We start from the raw sequence: 15,818 nt of genomic DNA on the forward strand, positions 1-15,818 counted from the left end.
AGAAGACTATCAACGCCAAGCCAGTCAAGCATTGATAGAGTCTTGGTACGGTGATTCGACGTATACCCCAGATCACAAAACACATAATTGCCAGGGACAGACCAGTTCCCATCAGCGGCCGCCGTTCACTTTCAGGATTAATGATGCTGACGAGCGTTGAGGACCGATGCCACCTGACACTTGGGCATCAATACTGACGATGACGTCTCCTGAATGAAAGGTCGGCAATCTGTTTTTGATCGCCGAAGCGGATGTTGTTCCAGCGATCTTTTCCGCGATGCTCCCTAACGGTGACGCAAGTTTTCCTCCGATGGAGCCAACTAGGGTTCCTATCGTAGCCCTCTGATCATTAAGCAGGTCTGCTGAGTTCCGGCTCACTGGTTGTGACACCGCAAGCACCATCCGGCAAGGCCGCCCCTGTGCAAGCATCCGCTCGTAGGTTTCCTCAATCAACCGGGTGACCTCAAAATGACTCCTGGTTATTTCCGGTAGGTTGATCGTTCTCAACGATGCGGCATCGTCCGGCTGCACGGTGAAGTGAATAAGCGTAAACACGACACCGTAATGGCCGACATGTTGGGTACGTTCGAAGTCCATGACATATCCCTCGCTCAGCAATATTGCTTATTGCCGATCCTGTCCCATCCGCCCGTTACGCTGCCGGCCGCGCTCCCGTCGTTTCTTTTTTGCAGGGTGTAGGTCGAGCGGATACGGCCGTAGTTGAGCTGGATGAGTTCGGTGGGAATGCCGTCGTTGGCGAGTTGGTTGTATTCGGCAATGATCACTTCTTCGAGAATGATCTCGTAGAACTTCATTTTGTCGCCCCCTGCACGGTGTACGGAAAGCTTCACTTCCTTGAAGTGCTCTCCGGCGCAGTTGGCTGCCATCAGTTTGCAGCTCGACTTGTCGAGCATCTTGGTCAGCGTCAGATTGCTGAGCGTGGTGCGCCCGGAAGTCGCGCCGCCTGCCGTGCTGGCTGTAACGGACGCGCTCTGGTAGGTGCCGAACGAATACCCGGTGATTTCAATCCAGTCTTTGCACTGCTCATCCAGTGCTTCGCCAGCAATGCCTTCAATCTTCAAAAATGCGTCGAGCGCCATTGTGGGTCTTCCCGATGGATAGTGTGGATGCCCTGCCAGGGCGGAATATCGATTATCGGGAGGGTGACTCGCAGGGGAGGCCAGCCTGGGAGTCGGAGCGTGTAGGACGCTTAGTGTTGTTGCGAGGGAAGTTTCTTACGGACTTGTTCGACTTATAACCAAGGGAGGCCAGGCAGGATGCGATGTTTTACTGCGGATGCGCGCGCCCCTGCCATCGTCAAAGCAAGCCGGTTCATTGGGAACGGTTCGATGTAAATCATGTAAAAGCGGGGCTTCGGTGAATCAAACCCGCTTGCGCGCCATCAATCCTTTGCAGCTGTACCAGGTCGGAATGGCCATGCCGACCCAGGCGAGTACATCCCACGCACCGTCGCCCAGCAGCGCGGCGAACAGGCCGACTGCGGTCAGCACGGCGATCCAGCCGGGCGTGCCGAAGGTCTTCCAGAACGCCGAATGCTTCTTGTGTCGGGTCATGCCACTTCCGCCTCTACGGCGACTGCTTTTGCCGCAGCGACAGTGGCGCGACGACGGACCCACCACAGATACAAGCCACTGCCGAGGACGATGATGGTCAAGACGTCCAGCGCGGCCCAGAGGATTTTCATCGGCATGCCGCCGTAGTCGCCGAAGTGCAGCGGTTGCGACAGCAGCAGGGCGTCCATGTACCACGGGCGTCCCAGCGTCGCGGTCACGTGCAGGTCCTGGGCGTCGATCAGTACGGGAGTGAGCAGGTGAGACGTCAGGTGCGTGTCGCCTTTCATGAACACGGCGTAGTGATGCTCGCTGGAAAAACGCGAGCCGGGAAAGGCAATGAAGCTCGGCTCGGCGCCGGGGACAGTGGCTTTGGAGATGTCGATCAATCGGGTTGCCGGTGCGCGTTCGGCCAGGGGTGGGGCGTCCTTGTAGGGCGCGATCATGGTCATCAGCGCGTCGGTGCGCCACTGGGCGATCACTAAATCGGCGCAGGCGTTGAGCACACCGGTCAGGCCCACGACCATGGCCCAGGTCAGCGTGACGACGCCGATCAGGTTGTGCAGATCAAGCCAACGTACCCGCGTGGATTTATTCGGCCGCACCGTGGCGAAATCCAGCCGACGCATAAAGGGTGCGTACAGCACGACGCCGGAAATGATCGCCATGACAAACAGAAGGCCCATGAACGCCAGCAACAGCTTGCCCGGCAACCCCGCGTACATGTCCACGTGCAGACGCAGCATGATCATCATGAAACCGCCGTTGGCGCTCGGCGTTTCCATCGCTTCGCCGGTGCGGGCGTCGAGCATGAAACTGTGGGATTCATTGGGGTCGCCGCCGGCGGTTTTACCCATGATGGCGTAGACGCCGTTGGGGTCATCATCATCCCAGCCGAAATACTGCATCACGTCGCCGGGGCGATGGGCCTCGGCTGAGCGAACCAGTTGCTCTAGGTCCAGATGCGGCGTGCCGGCGGGCATTTCCTTGAATTCCGGTGCATCGCCCGTCAGGTGAGCGATCTCGTGACTGAAGATCAGCGGCAAGCCAGTGACTGCCAGCATCAGCAGGAATGCCGTGCAGATCAGGCTGGTCCACGTGTGGATGAAAGACCAGCGGCGAATGGTTTGGCTTTTCATGTGGAAATCCGGAGTCAGCGAAAGCGACAAAGGCCGCTGTGTGGGAGCGGCCCTTGTTTCGGGTAATGAGAGTTTAAACGATTACCATTTGTAGTCTACGCTCGCGAGCACGGTACGACGGTCGCCGTAGTAGCAATAGAAGCCGTCGCAGGTGGAAATGTATTCCTTGTCGAAGACGTTGTTGGCATTGACCGACACGCTCACGCCCTTGAGGGCGTTGTTCATGCGGCCGAGGTCGTAATGCACGGCAGCGTCGTAGACGGTGTAGGCATTGCTGTGCCCGTAGTTGGAATCGGCGACAAAGCCGTAACTGCCGATCGCAATATTGTCGGTCTCGCCAATGTACCGTGAGCCAAAGCCCAGGCCGAAACCGTCGAGCACCCCGTCGTGCCAGGTGTAATCACCCCAGATCGCCGCCTGATTTTCAGGCGTGAGTGGCAGCGGACGATTCTTGTCCAGCGGGTCGGTGACTTTGGTCATCTTGCTGTTGGCGTAGGTGTAGGACGCCGTCACTTTCAGGTTGTCAGTGACATCGCCTACCGCTTCCAGCTCGAAGCCGCGCACCTTCGCTTCGCCCAGCGGACGCTGCACGCCAAGGGTGTCGCTGAGCACGATGTCGCGACGGGTCAGGTCGTACGCCGCCGCAGTGAAGATGATGTTGCTGCCCGGCGGCTGGTATTTGAGGCCCACTTCGTACTGCTTGCCCGTCCCCGGCTGGAACGCCACGCCGTTGGCGCCGCCTTGCTCTGCCTGGAACGACTCGGCGTAGGAAATGTAAGGCGTGAATCCGGAGTCGAAGACGTAGCTGAGCGCGGCGTTGCCGGTGAACGCGCTGTCGGTGCGGTCGTCGGACTGATCGCTGTTGTAGAACTTCGATTCGGTCTTGAGCAGATCCTGGCGCCCGCCCAGGGTCAGACGCCAGTTATCCAGGGCCAGTTGGTCCTGAATATAAACGCCGACGTCCCGGGTTTTCTGGTTGTAATCCTGATACGCGGTGTAATCGATGTTGCTGAAGTCCTGCCCGTAAATCGGCTTGGCGATGTTGCTGGTCGGCGCGTTGCCGTACTGCCATTTGTAGTTGTGATTCAGTCGCTGATAGTCGAGCCCGAGCAACAGGGTGTGCTTGAGTTCGCCCGTGTCGAAGTCGGCTTGCAGGTTGTTGTCCAGCGCGAACTGGGAAATGTCCTCGTTGACGACGTTGGCGCCGCGAGCAACGGTGCCATCGTCTGACACCGAGCCGAAATAGCCGCCTGCCGTGATTCCCTGAAAGGACAGGTCGCTTTTGGTATAGCGGACGTTCTGCTTGAACTGCCAGACGTCGTTGAGACGATGCTCGAAGGCATAGCCAAGCGCGTAGTAAGTCTTGTCGTAAAACTCCCAGTCCGGATCGCCCAGGTTTTCGTGATATTTCACGCGGCCCACGGCCGATGGGTATTTGGTGCCCTGAATCGGCAGGAACTGGCTGGTGATCCCGGTATCGTCACGATTGAACTGGCTGAGAAAGGTCAGTTTGGTGTCCGGGTCGATGTTCCAGGTCAGGCTCGGCGCGAGGTTGTAGCGCTTGTCATCGATGTGGTCCACCGAGGTGCCGCTGTCACGCACGACGCCGCTGACGCGGTACTCGAAATTGTCGGCATCGTCGATCTTGCCGGTGCTGTCGAAGCTGATCTGCTTGCGGTTGTAAGTGCCGACCTGAACCTGCACCTCGTGGCTGGCGTCGGCTTCGGGGCGACGACTGACCATATCAAGCATGCCGCCTGGCGGGGTCTGACCATAAACCGAAGACGCCGGGCCACGCAGGAGGGCAACGCGCTTCAGATCCCAGGTCTCCATTTTCGGCATCACGTATGCCCCTTTCGGCAGTGGCAGGCCGTCGAGGAATTGGGTGGGTTCAAAGCCGCGGACTTTCAGCCATTCGGACCGGCTGTCGCTGCCGTAACTGCTGGCAACCACGCCCGGCATGTAGCGAACGGCGTCGTCGATGTTCTGCACCGCCCGATCCTGCATCTGCTGCCGGGTCGCGACCGAGATCGAGCGCGGCGCTTCAACCAGCGCGGTGTCGGTTTTGGTGCCGGCTGCGGTGCGACTCGCGGCGTATCCCTGCGCCGGGCCCCACGCGCTTTCGAAGCTTTCCTGACTGCCTTGAATGCTGGTGGCCGGCAATGCCATCGCGCCTTCTGGCGCAGCCACCAGCGTGTAGGTCCCTGCCGTCGTCAGGTTCAGTTGCAAGCCAGTGCCGCGCAGCGCCTGGCCCATCGCCCCAGACGCGTCGAACTGCCCCTGAACCGGCGCCGACGTGCGCCCCGCTGCCAGTGCCGGATCCAGCGACAGGGCCAGGCCCGCCTGACTGGCAATCTGCGTCAGCGTCGTGGACAGCGGTGCGGCCGGCAGATCGTAGGCGCGGACACTGGAAGCCTGGGAAGCGGCCATCAGCGGCGCACTGAGCAGCGGCGCGGAAATGGCGACGGCGATAGCCAGCAGGCTAGGTCGCAGAAGGGTGTGAAGCGTGCGGGACATGAACGGCACCTCGATGGAAATGGTTCTCAATGCCTATGTGCCGAACGAGATCTGGAAAGTGATAGGGCCGGGCGAAAATAATCTGTGAATTTAGTCAGTAGGCGTACGAAGCCCTTTGGGAGCGAGCTTGCTCGCGAAGACAATTTTCAGCCCTGGTGATCCAGTGGATGTACCGGCCCCTTCGCGAGCAAGCTCACTCCCACGGGGTTGCGGTTATCCAGATGCCCCAAGCCTGCCCAAGAGACCCCGAATTAAAGCGCAGCTGCCGGCTTCTTCCCGCTGCCGACCACCGTCACCCACCACGGCGTACGTGCTTCGATCTGCACGGGCAGCGTGGGCGTCAGAGCCTTGAGCGCCAGGTCGGTGTTGGTCAACGGAAAGCTGCCGGTGATACGCAGATCCGCGACGTCGTTCGCTACGCCGAGATGGCCCGGACGATAGCGGGCAAGCTCCGCAACGACATCTGCCAGACGAGCGTTATCGACCACCAGCATGCCGCGCATCCAGGCGCCGGTGCCGGGCGTCAGGGCGAGCATGGGCCCGAGGCTGTTGCGATGAATCAACATCTGCTGCCCCTCGTTCAGCACCTTTTCATGATTCGAAGCCTGCGGGTGCACGGCGACGGCTGATTGCAGCACGCTCAACAGCGTGCCGTCGGCCTGCCGCTTGACCAGGAACTGCGTGCCCAGTGCACGCATCTGCCCCTCAGGCGTCTCGACGATGAACGGACGCGCGTCGTTGTGGCTCCCGGTCTCCACGAAGATCTCGCCTTCTTGAAGCACGACCCGCCGCTGTTTGTCATCGAACCGCACGTCCAGTGCACTGTGGGTGTTGAGGCGGATCAGGGTGTTATCCGACAAGCGAATCGTGCGCTGCTCGCCGGTGGCGGTGCGCAGATCCGCCAGCCAGTAATCCACCGGCAGCAGGCGATCACCCAGAAACAGCGTCAATCCCAGCGCCAGCGCCACCCCTGCAAACCCGCGTCCCAGCTTGCGCAAACGCGAGCCCATCCCGTCACGGGACCCCAAAAGCGCCGAACGTGCCGGGCCGGTGGTCCCGGCAAAACGTTGATCGACCATGCCCAACTGCATCCAGGCCCGGGCGTGCTCGTCGCTGGCGGCGTACCACTTGGCGAACTCTTCACGCTCGGCTTCGCTGCCCCGGCCGCAATCCAGGCACAGTTGCCAGGCGATGGCGGCGTCCAGCACGTGGGATGAAACAGGTCGGGTAGAAATACGGCTCATGTTGGTTCGCCATAGAGTGCGATGTAGCACTGGCGTAAGCCCTGCGCCAGGTACTGACGCACACGGGGTACCGAGACGCCGAGCTTTAAGGCGATCTCCGCATGGGGCATGCCGTCCAGGCGGTTGTACAGAAAGGCGGCGCGCGCCTTGCTGGACAGCTTGCCCAGCAGACGGTCGATGGCTTTGAGGTCTTCGAGAATCAGCTGCTGCTCTTCCAGGGAAGGTTGTTCGCCCTCGGGAATCAGCATCAGCTCGTCCAGATACGCCTGTTCCAGCGCGGCACGACGGAAGTGGTCGAACAGCAAGCCTTTCGCGATCGAAACCAGAAAGGCCCGGGGTTCGCGGGGTTCAAGCAATTGCTCGCGGCCGAGCAAGCGGATGAACGTGTCTTGACTGAGGTCTTCGGCGCGGTGGGGGCAAGCGACATTGCGTCGGAGCCAGCCCAGCAGCCAGCCGCGATGGTCGCGATAGAGCGTTCCGACGAGCTGCTGCTGGGGACTTTGAAGTGACGACACAAGCGCACCGAGGAGAACAAAGGGGATAACGAGAATTGTTCGCGATTGTGTCAGAGCCGCCCAATGCTGGCAATTGGTCCTTGTAGGAACAAGCCGAACGGTTGACGTAGGAATCAACCATTAGATTTGTAAGGCGCGGCGGGATCCAGAGGCAGGCCCAGAGGATGAACGCTAAAACGAATGCGATTGTTGCTGCCGTCGCCATTTCGCCACGCCTTGCTCAAGCTGTGTAGGGGTTTCGATCCCCTGTCTTCTGGCGTGGCTGAACAGAATCATCGCGAGTTCGGCGGTCACCAGCGCATCGGCGCTGGCGTGATGACGCTCTTCGGCGTGGAGCCCGAAGAATCGCGTCCAGTCGTCCAGGCTTGCCTGGCGCAAGTTCGCGTTCGGGCAAATGAAGGGCGCGATGTGAGCAACATCGATGAAGGGGTGCAGCAGGCGATAGCCCAGGCTTTCCTTTAATGCCCGCCCCAGCATGTGCTCGTCGAACGCCGCGTGGAAGGCCAGCAGCGGGCTGTCACCCACGAACGCCATGAAATCCAGCAGCGCTTCGACCGGCTCGCTGCCCGCCGCAATTGCGGTGGGCCCCAACCCGTGAATCAATACGCTCGGGCTGAGTTTGTGATCGGTGCGCATCAGCGTGCGCTCGAACTGCTGCCCTAGATCGATCGCGCCATCTTCGATGACCACGGCGCCAATCGACAGCACGTCGTCCCGCTGCAGATTCAGCCCGCTGGTTTCAAGATCAACCACGACCCACCGTTGCTGGCGCAGTGTCTTTTGATCCAGGACGCCCGGGCCGGGCAAGGCGCGCAGGCGCTGTTGCTGTTCAGGTGTCAGCTCAGGGGCGACGGCGCGTTTGGGGGGCTTGAGCCAGCGGAACAAATTCATGATCAGTCGCTTACAGTTGGTAGCGCACGGTGAGGCTGGTCTGCAGCCGCTGCGCCTGCCGGAACGACTCACGCAGGATGCGCCGGTCCAGATGATTGAGCACATCCGGGTCGATGCGATTGGAGTAGGGCAGGTTTTGCCGGTTCTGCTGCTGATGTTGCTGCATGCGGGTTTGCTGGATGAAGTGATAAGCCTCTTCATAGGCCGCACCGTCCAGCGGGTCGATCACCTCTTTGGCGACCAACTGACGCAGCCTGTCCAGCGTGTTGCTCGCCTCGACGCCGTTGGCCAGCGCGAGCAAGCGCGCTCCGTCGACGAACGGCGTCAGGCCTTGGGTTTTAAGGTCCAGGGTGTCCTTCTCGCTGCCTTTTCGGGCGACCACGAAATCCTTGAAGCGGCCCACCGGTGGGCGTTGACGCAGGGCGTTGTCGGCCATCATGCGCTGGAACAAGGCGTTGTCTGCCACTTGGGCAAGAATGCTCTGACGCAATTGATCGCCGCCGCTTTCATCGCCCCAGACCACGCGCAGATCGAAATAGATAGAAGACGACAGCAGGTTCTCCGGCGTGGCTTCGCGAATGAACGAGCCGAAGCGCCGCGCCCACTCGATGCGCGACAGGCACAGCTGCGGATTGCTCGCCATGATCCCGCCCTTGCACAGCGCGAATCCGCACACCGCCAGGCTTTGATTGATCCGCTCGGCGATGGGCAACAACCGGCCGCGAATCTCAGCGGCCTCGGCGGCATCCCTGGCTTCGAACAGAATGCCGTTGTCCTGATCGGTGTACAGCGTCTGTTCGCGCCGGCCCTCGCTGCCGAAACACAGCCAGCTGAAAGCGATGCCAGGATCGCCTTTTTCTTCGAGCGTCAGCTCGATGACGCGGCAGACCATGTGATCGTTGAGCAGCGTGATGATCTGGGTGATCTGGGTGGACGAGGCGCCGTGGGCGAGCATTCGGTCCACCAGTTGAACGATGTCGCCGCGCAGATTGGCCAGCGAATCGATGCGCGGCGCGCTGCGGATGGTGCGCGCCAGATGCACCAGATCCACGCGCTGCAGGGAGAACAGGTCGCGCTCGGAGACCACGCCACACAAGCGCTGATCTTTCACCAGACAGACGTGGGCGATATGGCGCTGGGTCATGGCAATGGCCGCATCGAAGGCGCTGGCGTCCGGGCTCAGGTAGAACGGCGCCTGAATCATGCTCCGTTCGATGGGCTCGCCGAAGTCGGCGTCGATGTTGGCGACGACCTGGCGCAGATCGCGCAGCGTAAAAATACCCAGCGGCGCTTTGGCCTCGTCCACGATCACGATACTGCCGACTTGCTGCTCGTCCATCTGCCGCACGGCCTCCCGCAGCGGCGTGTCGGGGGAGCACGTCACCGGATGACGCATCGCCAGTTCACCCAGTCGCGCATTCAGTGAGTATTGGGTGCCGAGTGTTTCCACCGCCTTCTGCTTTACTTGCTGATTAACCTGGTCAAGCAAGCTGCTGACGCCGCGCAGGGCGAAGTCGCGGAACTCATTTGAGAGCGCAAACAGCTTGATGAAGGCTTGCTTGTTGAGCTGCAGACAGAAAGTGTCTTCGGCCGCCAGATGCTCGGTTCGTGTGGCGCGTTCGCCGAGTAGTGCCGCGAGGGGAAAGCACTCGCCCGTGGTGATTTCGAACGTGGTCTCGGTGCCGCGTTTTGCGGAATGGGGGCGCTCACCCACGACGCGGCCTTGCTTGACGATGTAAAAATGTTCTACTGGCCCATCGCTAGGCTTGATGATGCTCTCGTCTGTAGCGTAGAAACGCAGGTGACACTGTTCCACAAGGTAGGCCAGATGGGCATTTTCCATCTGGTTGAACGGCGGGAATTTTTGCAGGAACTGCATCGTGCCGTGGATGTTCTGCAGAACGGCTGTTTTGCCTGCCTGGGTAAAAGCGTCCGCTTTGCTCATGACCGATACCGCTTGTTTTTATTGACCCCATGGTCGACCGCTTATCGGGCAGTGCCCATTGGACGTAAGTCTTAGGTGACTGCAAAGGCATTGGCTCGCATCGAACCAAGGTGTAAAACCGCAGCGATGCAGTTAGCGCGAGGCCCCAGGGCCGGCATGAAGCCGACAGGATGTGCAGCGTATCAATCGCTTGCGCTGTCAGAATTGGAGTCGACAGGAAGATGAGACGGGTATGTTCGATCACAGTATTTTGAGTGATGAAGAGCGCGAAGCCCTCAATGAGGTAATGCTCGCGCCTGCGTCCCAATCGCCACATCGGGTGTTGATCGTCGATGACGACAAGGATGCTCGGGAAGTTCTGGCCGAAATTCTCAGTCTCAATGACATCAGCTGCATCACCGCCGCCGGCGGCACGAGCGCCATGCACTTGCTGCAGACCCGGCCCTCCATTGCGCTGCTGATCACCGATCTGCGCATGGCGCCGTGCGACGGGCTGGACCTGATTCGAAGGGTGCGCGAATCGGACCGTGCGGAGTTGCCGATCATTATCGTGTCTGGCGACGCCAACGTACGTGACGCCATCGACGCCATGCACCTGAGCGTGGTGGATTTCCTGCTCAAGCCGATCAATACCAAGCAGCTGTTGCGACTGGTGAAGCGGGAGCTGGAAATGGCCTGATGACGCCGTCTCTGGACTGCGTTGCGGCAATAAAAAAGGCGGTGTCCATTTGCGTGGACACCGCCTTTTGTCTGGGCGCTGATTAAGCCCCGTGTTTTGCCTTGAACTCTCGACGGCGACGGTGTAGCACCGGCTCGGTGTAACCGTTCGGCTGCCGTGTGCCTTCGATCACCAGTTCAATCGCTGCCTGAAACGCGATGTTGCTGTCGAAATCTGGTGCCAGGGGGCGATACAGCGCATCACCTGCGTTCTGACGGTCCACCACCGGTGCCATGCGCTTCAGACTTTCCATTACCTGCTGCTCGCTGACCACGCCGTGGCGTAGCCAGTTGGCGATGTGCTGGCTGGAAATGCGCAGCGTGGCACGGTCCTCCATCAGGCCGATGTCGTTGATGTCCGGCACCTTCGAGCAGCCAACGCCCTGATCGATCCAGCGCACCACATAACCGAGAATGCCCTGGGAGTTATTATCCAGTTCGTTCTGGATCTCCTCGGCCGTCCAGTCAGTGTTCGGCGCCAATGGAATGGCCAGGATATCGTCGACCGAGGCCGGCGCGCGCCGGGCAAGCTCGGCCTGACGCGCGAACACATCGACCTTGTGGTAATGCAGCGCGTGCAGTGCAGCGGCAGTGGGCGAGGGAACCCACGCGGTATTGGCGCCGGCCAGTGGATGGGCGATTTTCTGTTCAAGCATCGCGGCCATCAAGTCAGGCATCGCCCACATGCCCTTGCCGATCTGCGCGCGCCCTTGCAGGCCGCATTTCAAGCCGATATCGACGTTTGAATTTTCATACGCGCCGATCCACTTTTCCGCCTTCATCTGCGCCTTGCGTACGACAGGGCCGGCTTCCATCGACGTGTGAATCTCGTCACCGGTGCGGTCCAGGAAGCCTGTGTTGATGAACACCACACGCTCGCTCGCCGCCTGAATGCAGGCCTTGAGGTTGATCGTGGTGCGACGCTCTTCGTCCATGATCCCGACTTTCAGCGTGTTGCGCGGCAGGTTCAGCACCGCCTCTATACGCCCGAACAACTCGTTGGTGAACGCTACTTCCTCAGGGCCGTGCATCTTTGGTTTGACGATGTACACCGAGCCCGTGCGGCTGTTGGCGCGGGAGGTATTGCCCTTGAGGTTGTGAATCGCCGCGAGGCTGGTCAGCAGGCCATCAAGAATGCCTTCCGGCACTTCGTTGCCCTGATTGTCGAGGATCGCATCGATGGTCATCAGGTGACCGACGTTGCGCACGAACAGCAGCGAGCGGCCATGCAGCGTGACGGGTTCGCCGGTGGGCGAGGTGTAAACGCGGTCGGGGTTCATGGTACGGGTGAAGCTAGTACCGCCTTTGGCGACTTCTTCGGACAGATCGCCCTTCATCAGCCCCAGCCAGTTGCGGTACACCACGACCTTGTCGTCGGCGTCGACGGCAGCGATGGAGTCTTCGCAATCCATGATGGTGGTCAGCGCCGCTTCCATCAGCACGTCTTTGACACCGGCCGGGTCGGTCTGGCCGACCGGGCTCGTGGCGTCGATCTGGAGTTCGAAGTGCAGACCGTTGTGCTTGAACAGCAGCGCGGTCGGCGCCGACGCGTCGCCCTGGAAGCCGATCAGCTGAGCATCGTCGTGCAGGCCGGTGTTGCTGCCGCCCTTGAGGCTGACGATCAGCATGCCATCGACCAGCTTGTAGGCGGTGGAGTCAACGTGGGAGCCCGCCGCGAGTGTGGCGGCTTCGTCCAGAAAGGCGCGGGCGAAGGCGATGACTTTGTCGCCGCGGACGCGGTTGTAGCCTTTGCCTTTTTCCGCGCCGCCCGCTTCGCTGATGGCGTCGGTGCCGTACAGCGCGTCATACAGCGAGCCCCAGCGGGCATTCGATGCATTGAGCGCGAAACGTGCGTTCATCACCGGCACCACCAACTGGGGGCCGGCCATGCGGGCAATTTCTTCGTCAACGTTTTGTGTGGTGATCTGGAAGTCTGCCGCTTCTGGCAGCAGATAGCCGATTTCCAGCAGGAACGCTTTGTAGGCGGACGCGTCGTGGGCGTTGCCGGCATTGGACTGATGCCACGCGTCGATACGCGCCTGGAATTCGTCGCGTTTGGCGAGCAGGGCTTTGTTCTTCGGTGCGAGCTCGTGGATGAGCGCATCGGCACCGGCCCAGAATGAAGCGGCGTCGAGGCCGGTTCCGGGAATGGCTTCGTTGTTCACGAAATCCAGCAGGACATTGGCGACCCGCAGGCCCCCGACTTGAACGTGTTCAGTCATTGCTTGCCTCACTCTGCTCAGCTGTTTGACATCTATGTAGTGCGCGCGAGGCGATACTACATGACGGTTCGCGGCGTGAAAATCCAGACTTGATTTGCAGCGATCAACCGAATTTAGGCATTCGGTCAGGCACCGATGTGGGATGTTCTCAAAGAGCGATCAGATTGTTCCAGAAAATTATTCGGATCGTACACAGAAATTCCTGGTGCGCTTACACCGCTGCGGGCAGTGCAGACGTGCCTATACTCCCCACAACCACCCCGCAACCCTTGAGGCGTGGTATTAAACAGACCTCAGTTGCTGCACATAAAAGGAGTCGTTTGTGGATCATCTTATCGTCACGGTGTCTGCACCGGACAAGCCGGGTGTGGTCGAGCAGCTCGCCGCATGCATTGCCGATCACGGTGGCAATTGGCTGGAAAGCCGTATGTCACACATGGCCGGGCAGTTCGCCGGGATCCTGCGGGTCAGCGCGCCGGTCGACGCGCATCAGCCCCTGCGCAGCGCGCTGGAAGGGCTCTCGGTAAAAGGCATCCGTGTACTGTTCGCCGAAGTCCTTCCGGAATCCTTGCCGGAGTGGAGGCCCATCACTATGGACCTGGTGGGCAATGATCGATCCGGGATCGTGCGCGACGTCACTCGCGTGCTGACCGAACAAGGCGTCAACCTGGAGCACTTGGTGACCAGCGTCGAACCCGCGCCCATGAGCAGCGAAACGCTGTTCCGCGCCCATGCCGAGTTGGGATTGCCGATGGACCTTTCACTGGATGTGCTGCAGCAGCGGTTGGAAACCCTGGCGGATGACCTGATGGTGGAACTGCATCTGCCGACCGACGAGTCATCGATGTAACCGCTGCAGGTCCGGTTTTTGACGGGCCTGCGTCGATCCCTCTTACCTGCTCAGGCCTGGGCGCGTTTGCGCAGCGAGCGCCACGCGTCGACGCTGTAAATGATCAGCCCGGCCCAGATGAAGGCGAAGGTTACCAAGGTGGCCGAAGGCATGTGCTCGTCGTACAGCACCACCGCCAATGCGAGCACGAGCGTCGGCGCGATGTACTGCAAAAAGCCCAGTGTCGCGTAGGGCAAATGCCTCGCTGCAGCGTTGAAACACACCAGCGGCACGAGGGTTACCGGACCGGCCGCCGCCAGCCAGAGCGCCTCGGATGTTGTCCAGAATTCCGGCTGTGCGCTGTGGGCAAGCGGGTTGAACATCAACCAGCCTACGGCCAGCGGCACCAGAATCCAGGTCTCCACCACGAGGCCAGGCAGTGCGGCCACTGGTGCTTTTTTACGAATCAGGCCGTAGAAGCCGAAGGTGAACGCCAGCGCGAGCGACACCCACGGCAGGCTGCCCACTTGCCAGACCTGCTGAAGCACACCGATCAACGCCAGCATCACCGCGACCCATTGCAACGGTCGCAGTCTTTCACGCAGCAGCACCATGCCGAGCATCACGTTGATCAGCGGGTTGATGAAGTAGCCCAGGCTGGCTTCGACCATGTGGTTGTTGTTCACGGCCCAGACGTAGATCAGCCAGTTGGCGGCGATCAGCGTGCCGCTGGAGGCGAGAATGGCAAGTCGTTTGGGATTATCCCGTAGCTCCTGCCACCAGCCGGGGTGTTTCCAGACCAGCAAGAGAAGCGAGCCGGAAATGGCCGACCAGATCGCCCGATTGACGATGATTTCCAGTGAAGGAACGCTGGCCAGCACCTTGAAGTAGATCGGAAACAGTCCCCAGATGATGTAGGCGCTCAGGCCCAGAATGTACCCGCGACGCGGGTTGGCAGCTTGCATGAGTGGTCCTTCGGCAAGTTTTTTGTTGTGGTGATGGTTCTATCTTTTTCGGTAACCGAACGTCGCGCAGGCGTGGGACGTGTGGCTGACGTGTAGGAGCGTGGCTTGTCCCGCGATCGGCTGCGCAGCAGTCGTAAACCGGACGATTTAGCCTCGTCTGGTACATCGAGTGTCCGGATTGCTGCCGCTTCGCGCCAGTTCGCGGGACAAGCCACGCTCCTACAGAGTTTTCTCGCGTTTTCAGAACAGCTTCAGCGGTTCCTCGTTCAGCGCGGACAACTGCTCGCGCAGCGCCAGCACTTGATCGCCCCAATAGCGTTCGGTGCCGAACCAGGAAAAGCTGTGGGGGAACGCCGGATCGTCCCAACGACGCGCCAGCCATGCGCTGTAGTGCAGCAGGCGCAGTGCACGCAACGGTTCGATGAGCGCCAGTTCACGGGGATCGAAGTCGTGAAACTCGTTGTAGCCGTCCATCAATTCCGACAACTGACTCAGACAATCCTGACGATCACCCGCGAGCATCATCCAGACATCCTGCACCGCCGGGCCCATGCGGCAGTCGTCGAGATCGACGATGTGGAAGATGTCGTCGCGGGTCATCATGTTGCCGGGGTGGCAATCGCCGTGCATGCGGATGTTCTGATGGGGTGTGGCGGCGTAGACATCTTCCACGCGCTTGAGCAGGTCCTTGGCAACGGACTCATAGGCCGGCAGCAGGCTGCGCGGAATCACGTTGTTGTCCAGCAGGTAGTTCAGCGAGTTGTGGCCGAAGTTCTGCACGCCAAGGGCTTCGCGGTGCTGGAACGGACGCGTGGCGCCAACGGCATGGATACGCCCCAGCAACTGGCCGAGACGGTAGAGCTGTTCGAGATTGCCGGGCTCTGGCGCGCGGCCGCCACGGCGGGGGAAGAGCGTGAAGCGAAATCCGGCGTGCTCGAACAGGGTTTGGCCGTTATGCACGAGGGGCGCGACGACGGGAATTTCGACGTCGGCGAGCTCTGCGGTGAAGCTGTGTTCTTCGAGAATGGCGTCGTTGGTCCAGCGATCAGGCCGATAGAACTTGGCGATCAATGGCTGCTGTTCATCGATGCCAACCTGGTAGACGCGGTTTTCGTAGCTGTTGAGGGCGAGAATACGGGCGTCGGTGACAAAGCCGATGCTCTCGACGGCGTCCAGCACCAGGTCAGGTGTAAGTGTTGCGAACGGGTGGGCCATGCTAACTCCTGCGCGCAGCAGGCTGCCGCGTCGGGCCAGTCATGGTAA

At 60.5% G+C, this 15,818-nt stretch carries 14 protein-coding genes; 2 read left to right on the plus strand and 12 right to left on the minus strand.

What is annotated here, in order from left to right:
* Positions 1–111: 111 nt before the first annotated feature.
* The 9 genes from BBI10_RS19615 to BBI10_RS19655 form a co-directional block, all read right to left on the minus strand.
* The gene (locus BBI10_RS19615; RefSeq protein ID WP_065991283.1) at positions 112–597 is read right to left on the minus strand and encodes a hypothetical protein; all 486 of its coding nucleotides are present in this window, start codon (positions 595–597) and stop codon (positions 112–114) included.
* 14 nt (positions 598–611) lie between these two features.
* Positions 612–1,100 (minus strand): Hcp family type VI secretion system effector, encoded by a 489-nt coding sequence (locus tag BBI10_RS19620; protein ID WP_065991284.1) that lies wholly within the window; start codon positions 1,098–1,100, stop codon positions 612–614.
* A 282-nt stretch (positions 1,101–1,382) separates the two neighbouring features.
* Positions 1,383–1,574 carry a hypothetical protein gene (locus BBI10_RS19625; protein WP_065991285.1) on the minus strand — a complete coding sequence of 64 codons (192 nt, stop codon included), beginning with the start codon at positions 1,572–1,574 and terminating at the stop codon, positions 1,383–1,385.
* Positions 1,571–2,710, minus strand: coding sequence for a PepSY-associated TM helix domain-containing protein (locus tag BBI10_RS19630; protein WP_065991286.1), 1,140 nt, complete (start codon positions 2,708–2,710; stop codon positions 1,571–1,573). The genes BBI10_RS19625 and BBI10_RS19630 overlap by 4 nt, the downstream gene beginning before the upstream one ends.
* Positions 2,711–2,791: 81 nt before the next feature.
* A complete protein-coding gene (locus tag BBI10_RS19635; protein WP_065991287.1) occupies positions 2,792–5,227 on the minus strand; it encodes a TonB-dependent siderophore receptor in 2,436 nt (811 codons plus the stop codon).
* 251 nt (positions 5,228–5,478) lie between these two features.
* Positions 5,479–6,471 carry a FecR family protein gene (locus BBI10_RS19640; RefSeq protein WP_065991288.1) on the minus strand — a complete coding sequence of 331 codons (993 nt, stop codon included), beginning with the start codon at positions 6,469–6,471 and terminating at the stop codon, positions 5,479–5,481.
* The gene (locus BBI10_RS19645; protein WP_065991289.1) at positions 6,468–6,986 is read right to left on the minus strand and encodes an RNA polymerase sigma factor; all 519 of its coding nucleotides are present in this window, start codon (positions 6,984–6,986) and stop codon (positions 6,468–6,470) included. Before BBI10_RS19645 ends, BBI10_RS19640 begins: the two co-directional genes overlap by 4 nt.
* Before the next feature lie 171 nt (positions 6,987–7,157).
* Positions 7,158–7,877 (minus strand): 3'-5' exonuclease, encoded by a 720-nt coding sequence (locus BBI10_RS19650; protein ID WP_065991290.1) that lies wholly within the window; start codon positions 7,875–7,877, stop codon positions 7,158–7,160.
* Between the two features lie 10 nt (positions 7,878–7,887).
* On the minus strand, positions 7,888–9,822 hold the full coding sequence (locus BBI10_RS19655; protein WP_065991291.1) for a putative nucleotidyltransferase substrate binding domain-containing protein: 1,935 nt from the start codon (positions 9,820–9,822) through the stop codon (positions 7,888–7,890).
* 232 nt (positions 9,823–10,054) lie between these two features.
* On the opposite strand from BBI10_RS19655, the gene BBI10_RS19660 reads away from it, so the two are divergent.
* Positions 10,055–10,501, plus strand: coding sequence for a response regulator (locus BBI10_RS19660; protein ID WP_065991292.1), 447 nt, complete (start codon positions 10,055–10,057; stop codon positions 10,499–10,501).
* An 82-nt stretch (positions 10,502–10,583) separates the two neighbouring features.
* On the opposite strand, the gene BBI10_RS19665 is transcribed toward BBI10_RS19660, so the two are convergent.
* Complete coding sequence (locus tag BBI10_RS19665) at positions 10,584–12,761, minus strand: malate synthase G (protein WP_065991293.1); 2,178 nt, start codon at positions 12,759–12,761, stop codon at positions 10,584–10,586.
* 322 nt (positions 12,762–13,083) lie between these two features.
* Between BBI10_RS19665 and BBI10_RS19670 the strand changes: the two genes are divergently transcribed.
* Complete coding sequence (locus tag BBI10_RS19670; protein WP_065991294.1) at positions 13,084–13,611, plus strand: glycine cleavage system protein R; 528 nt, start codon at positions 13,084–13,086, stop codon at positions 13,609–13,611.
* Positions 13,612–13,661: 50 nt separating this feature from the next.
* Here the strand turns inward: BBI10_RS19670 and rarD are convergent, their stop codons facing one another.
* Both rarD and BBI10_RS19680 read right to left on the minus strand, forming a co-directional pair.
* The gene (gene rarD, locus BBI10_RS19675; RefSeq protein WP_065991295.1) at positions 13,662–14,555 is read right to left on the minus strand and encodes an EamA family transporter RarD; all 894 of its coding nucleotides are present in this window, start codon (positions 14,553–14,555) and stop codon (positions 13,662–13,664) included.
* 240 nt (positions 14,556–14,795) lie between these two features.
* Positions 14,796–15,770, minus strand: a complete 975-nt coding sequence (locus BBI10_RS19680) for a serine/threonine protein kinase (protein ID WP_065991296.1) — start codon at positions 15,768–15,770, stop codon at positions 14,796–14,798.
* Positions 15,771–15,818 lie beyond the last annotated feature (48 nt).

Source organism: Pseudomonas graminis, assembly GCF_001705435.1.
In the GTDB taxonomy this organism is placed as follows: Bacteria; Pseudomonadota; Gammaproteobacteria; order Pseudomonadales; family Pseudomonadaceae; genus Aquipseudomonas; species Aquipseudomonas graminis_B.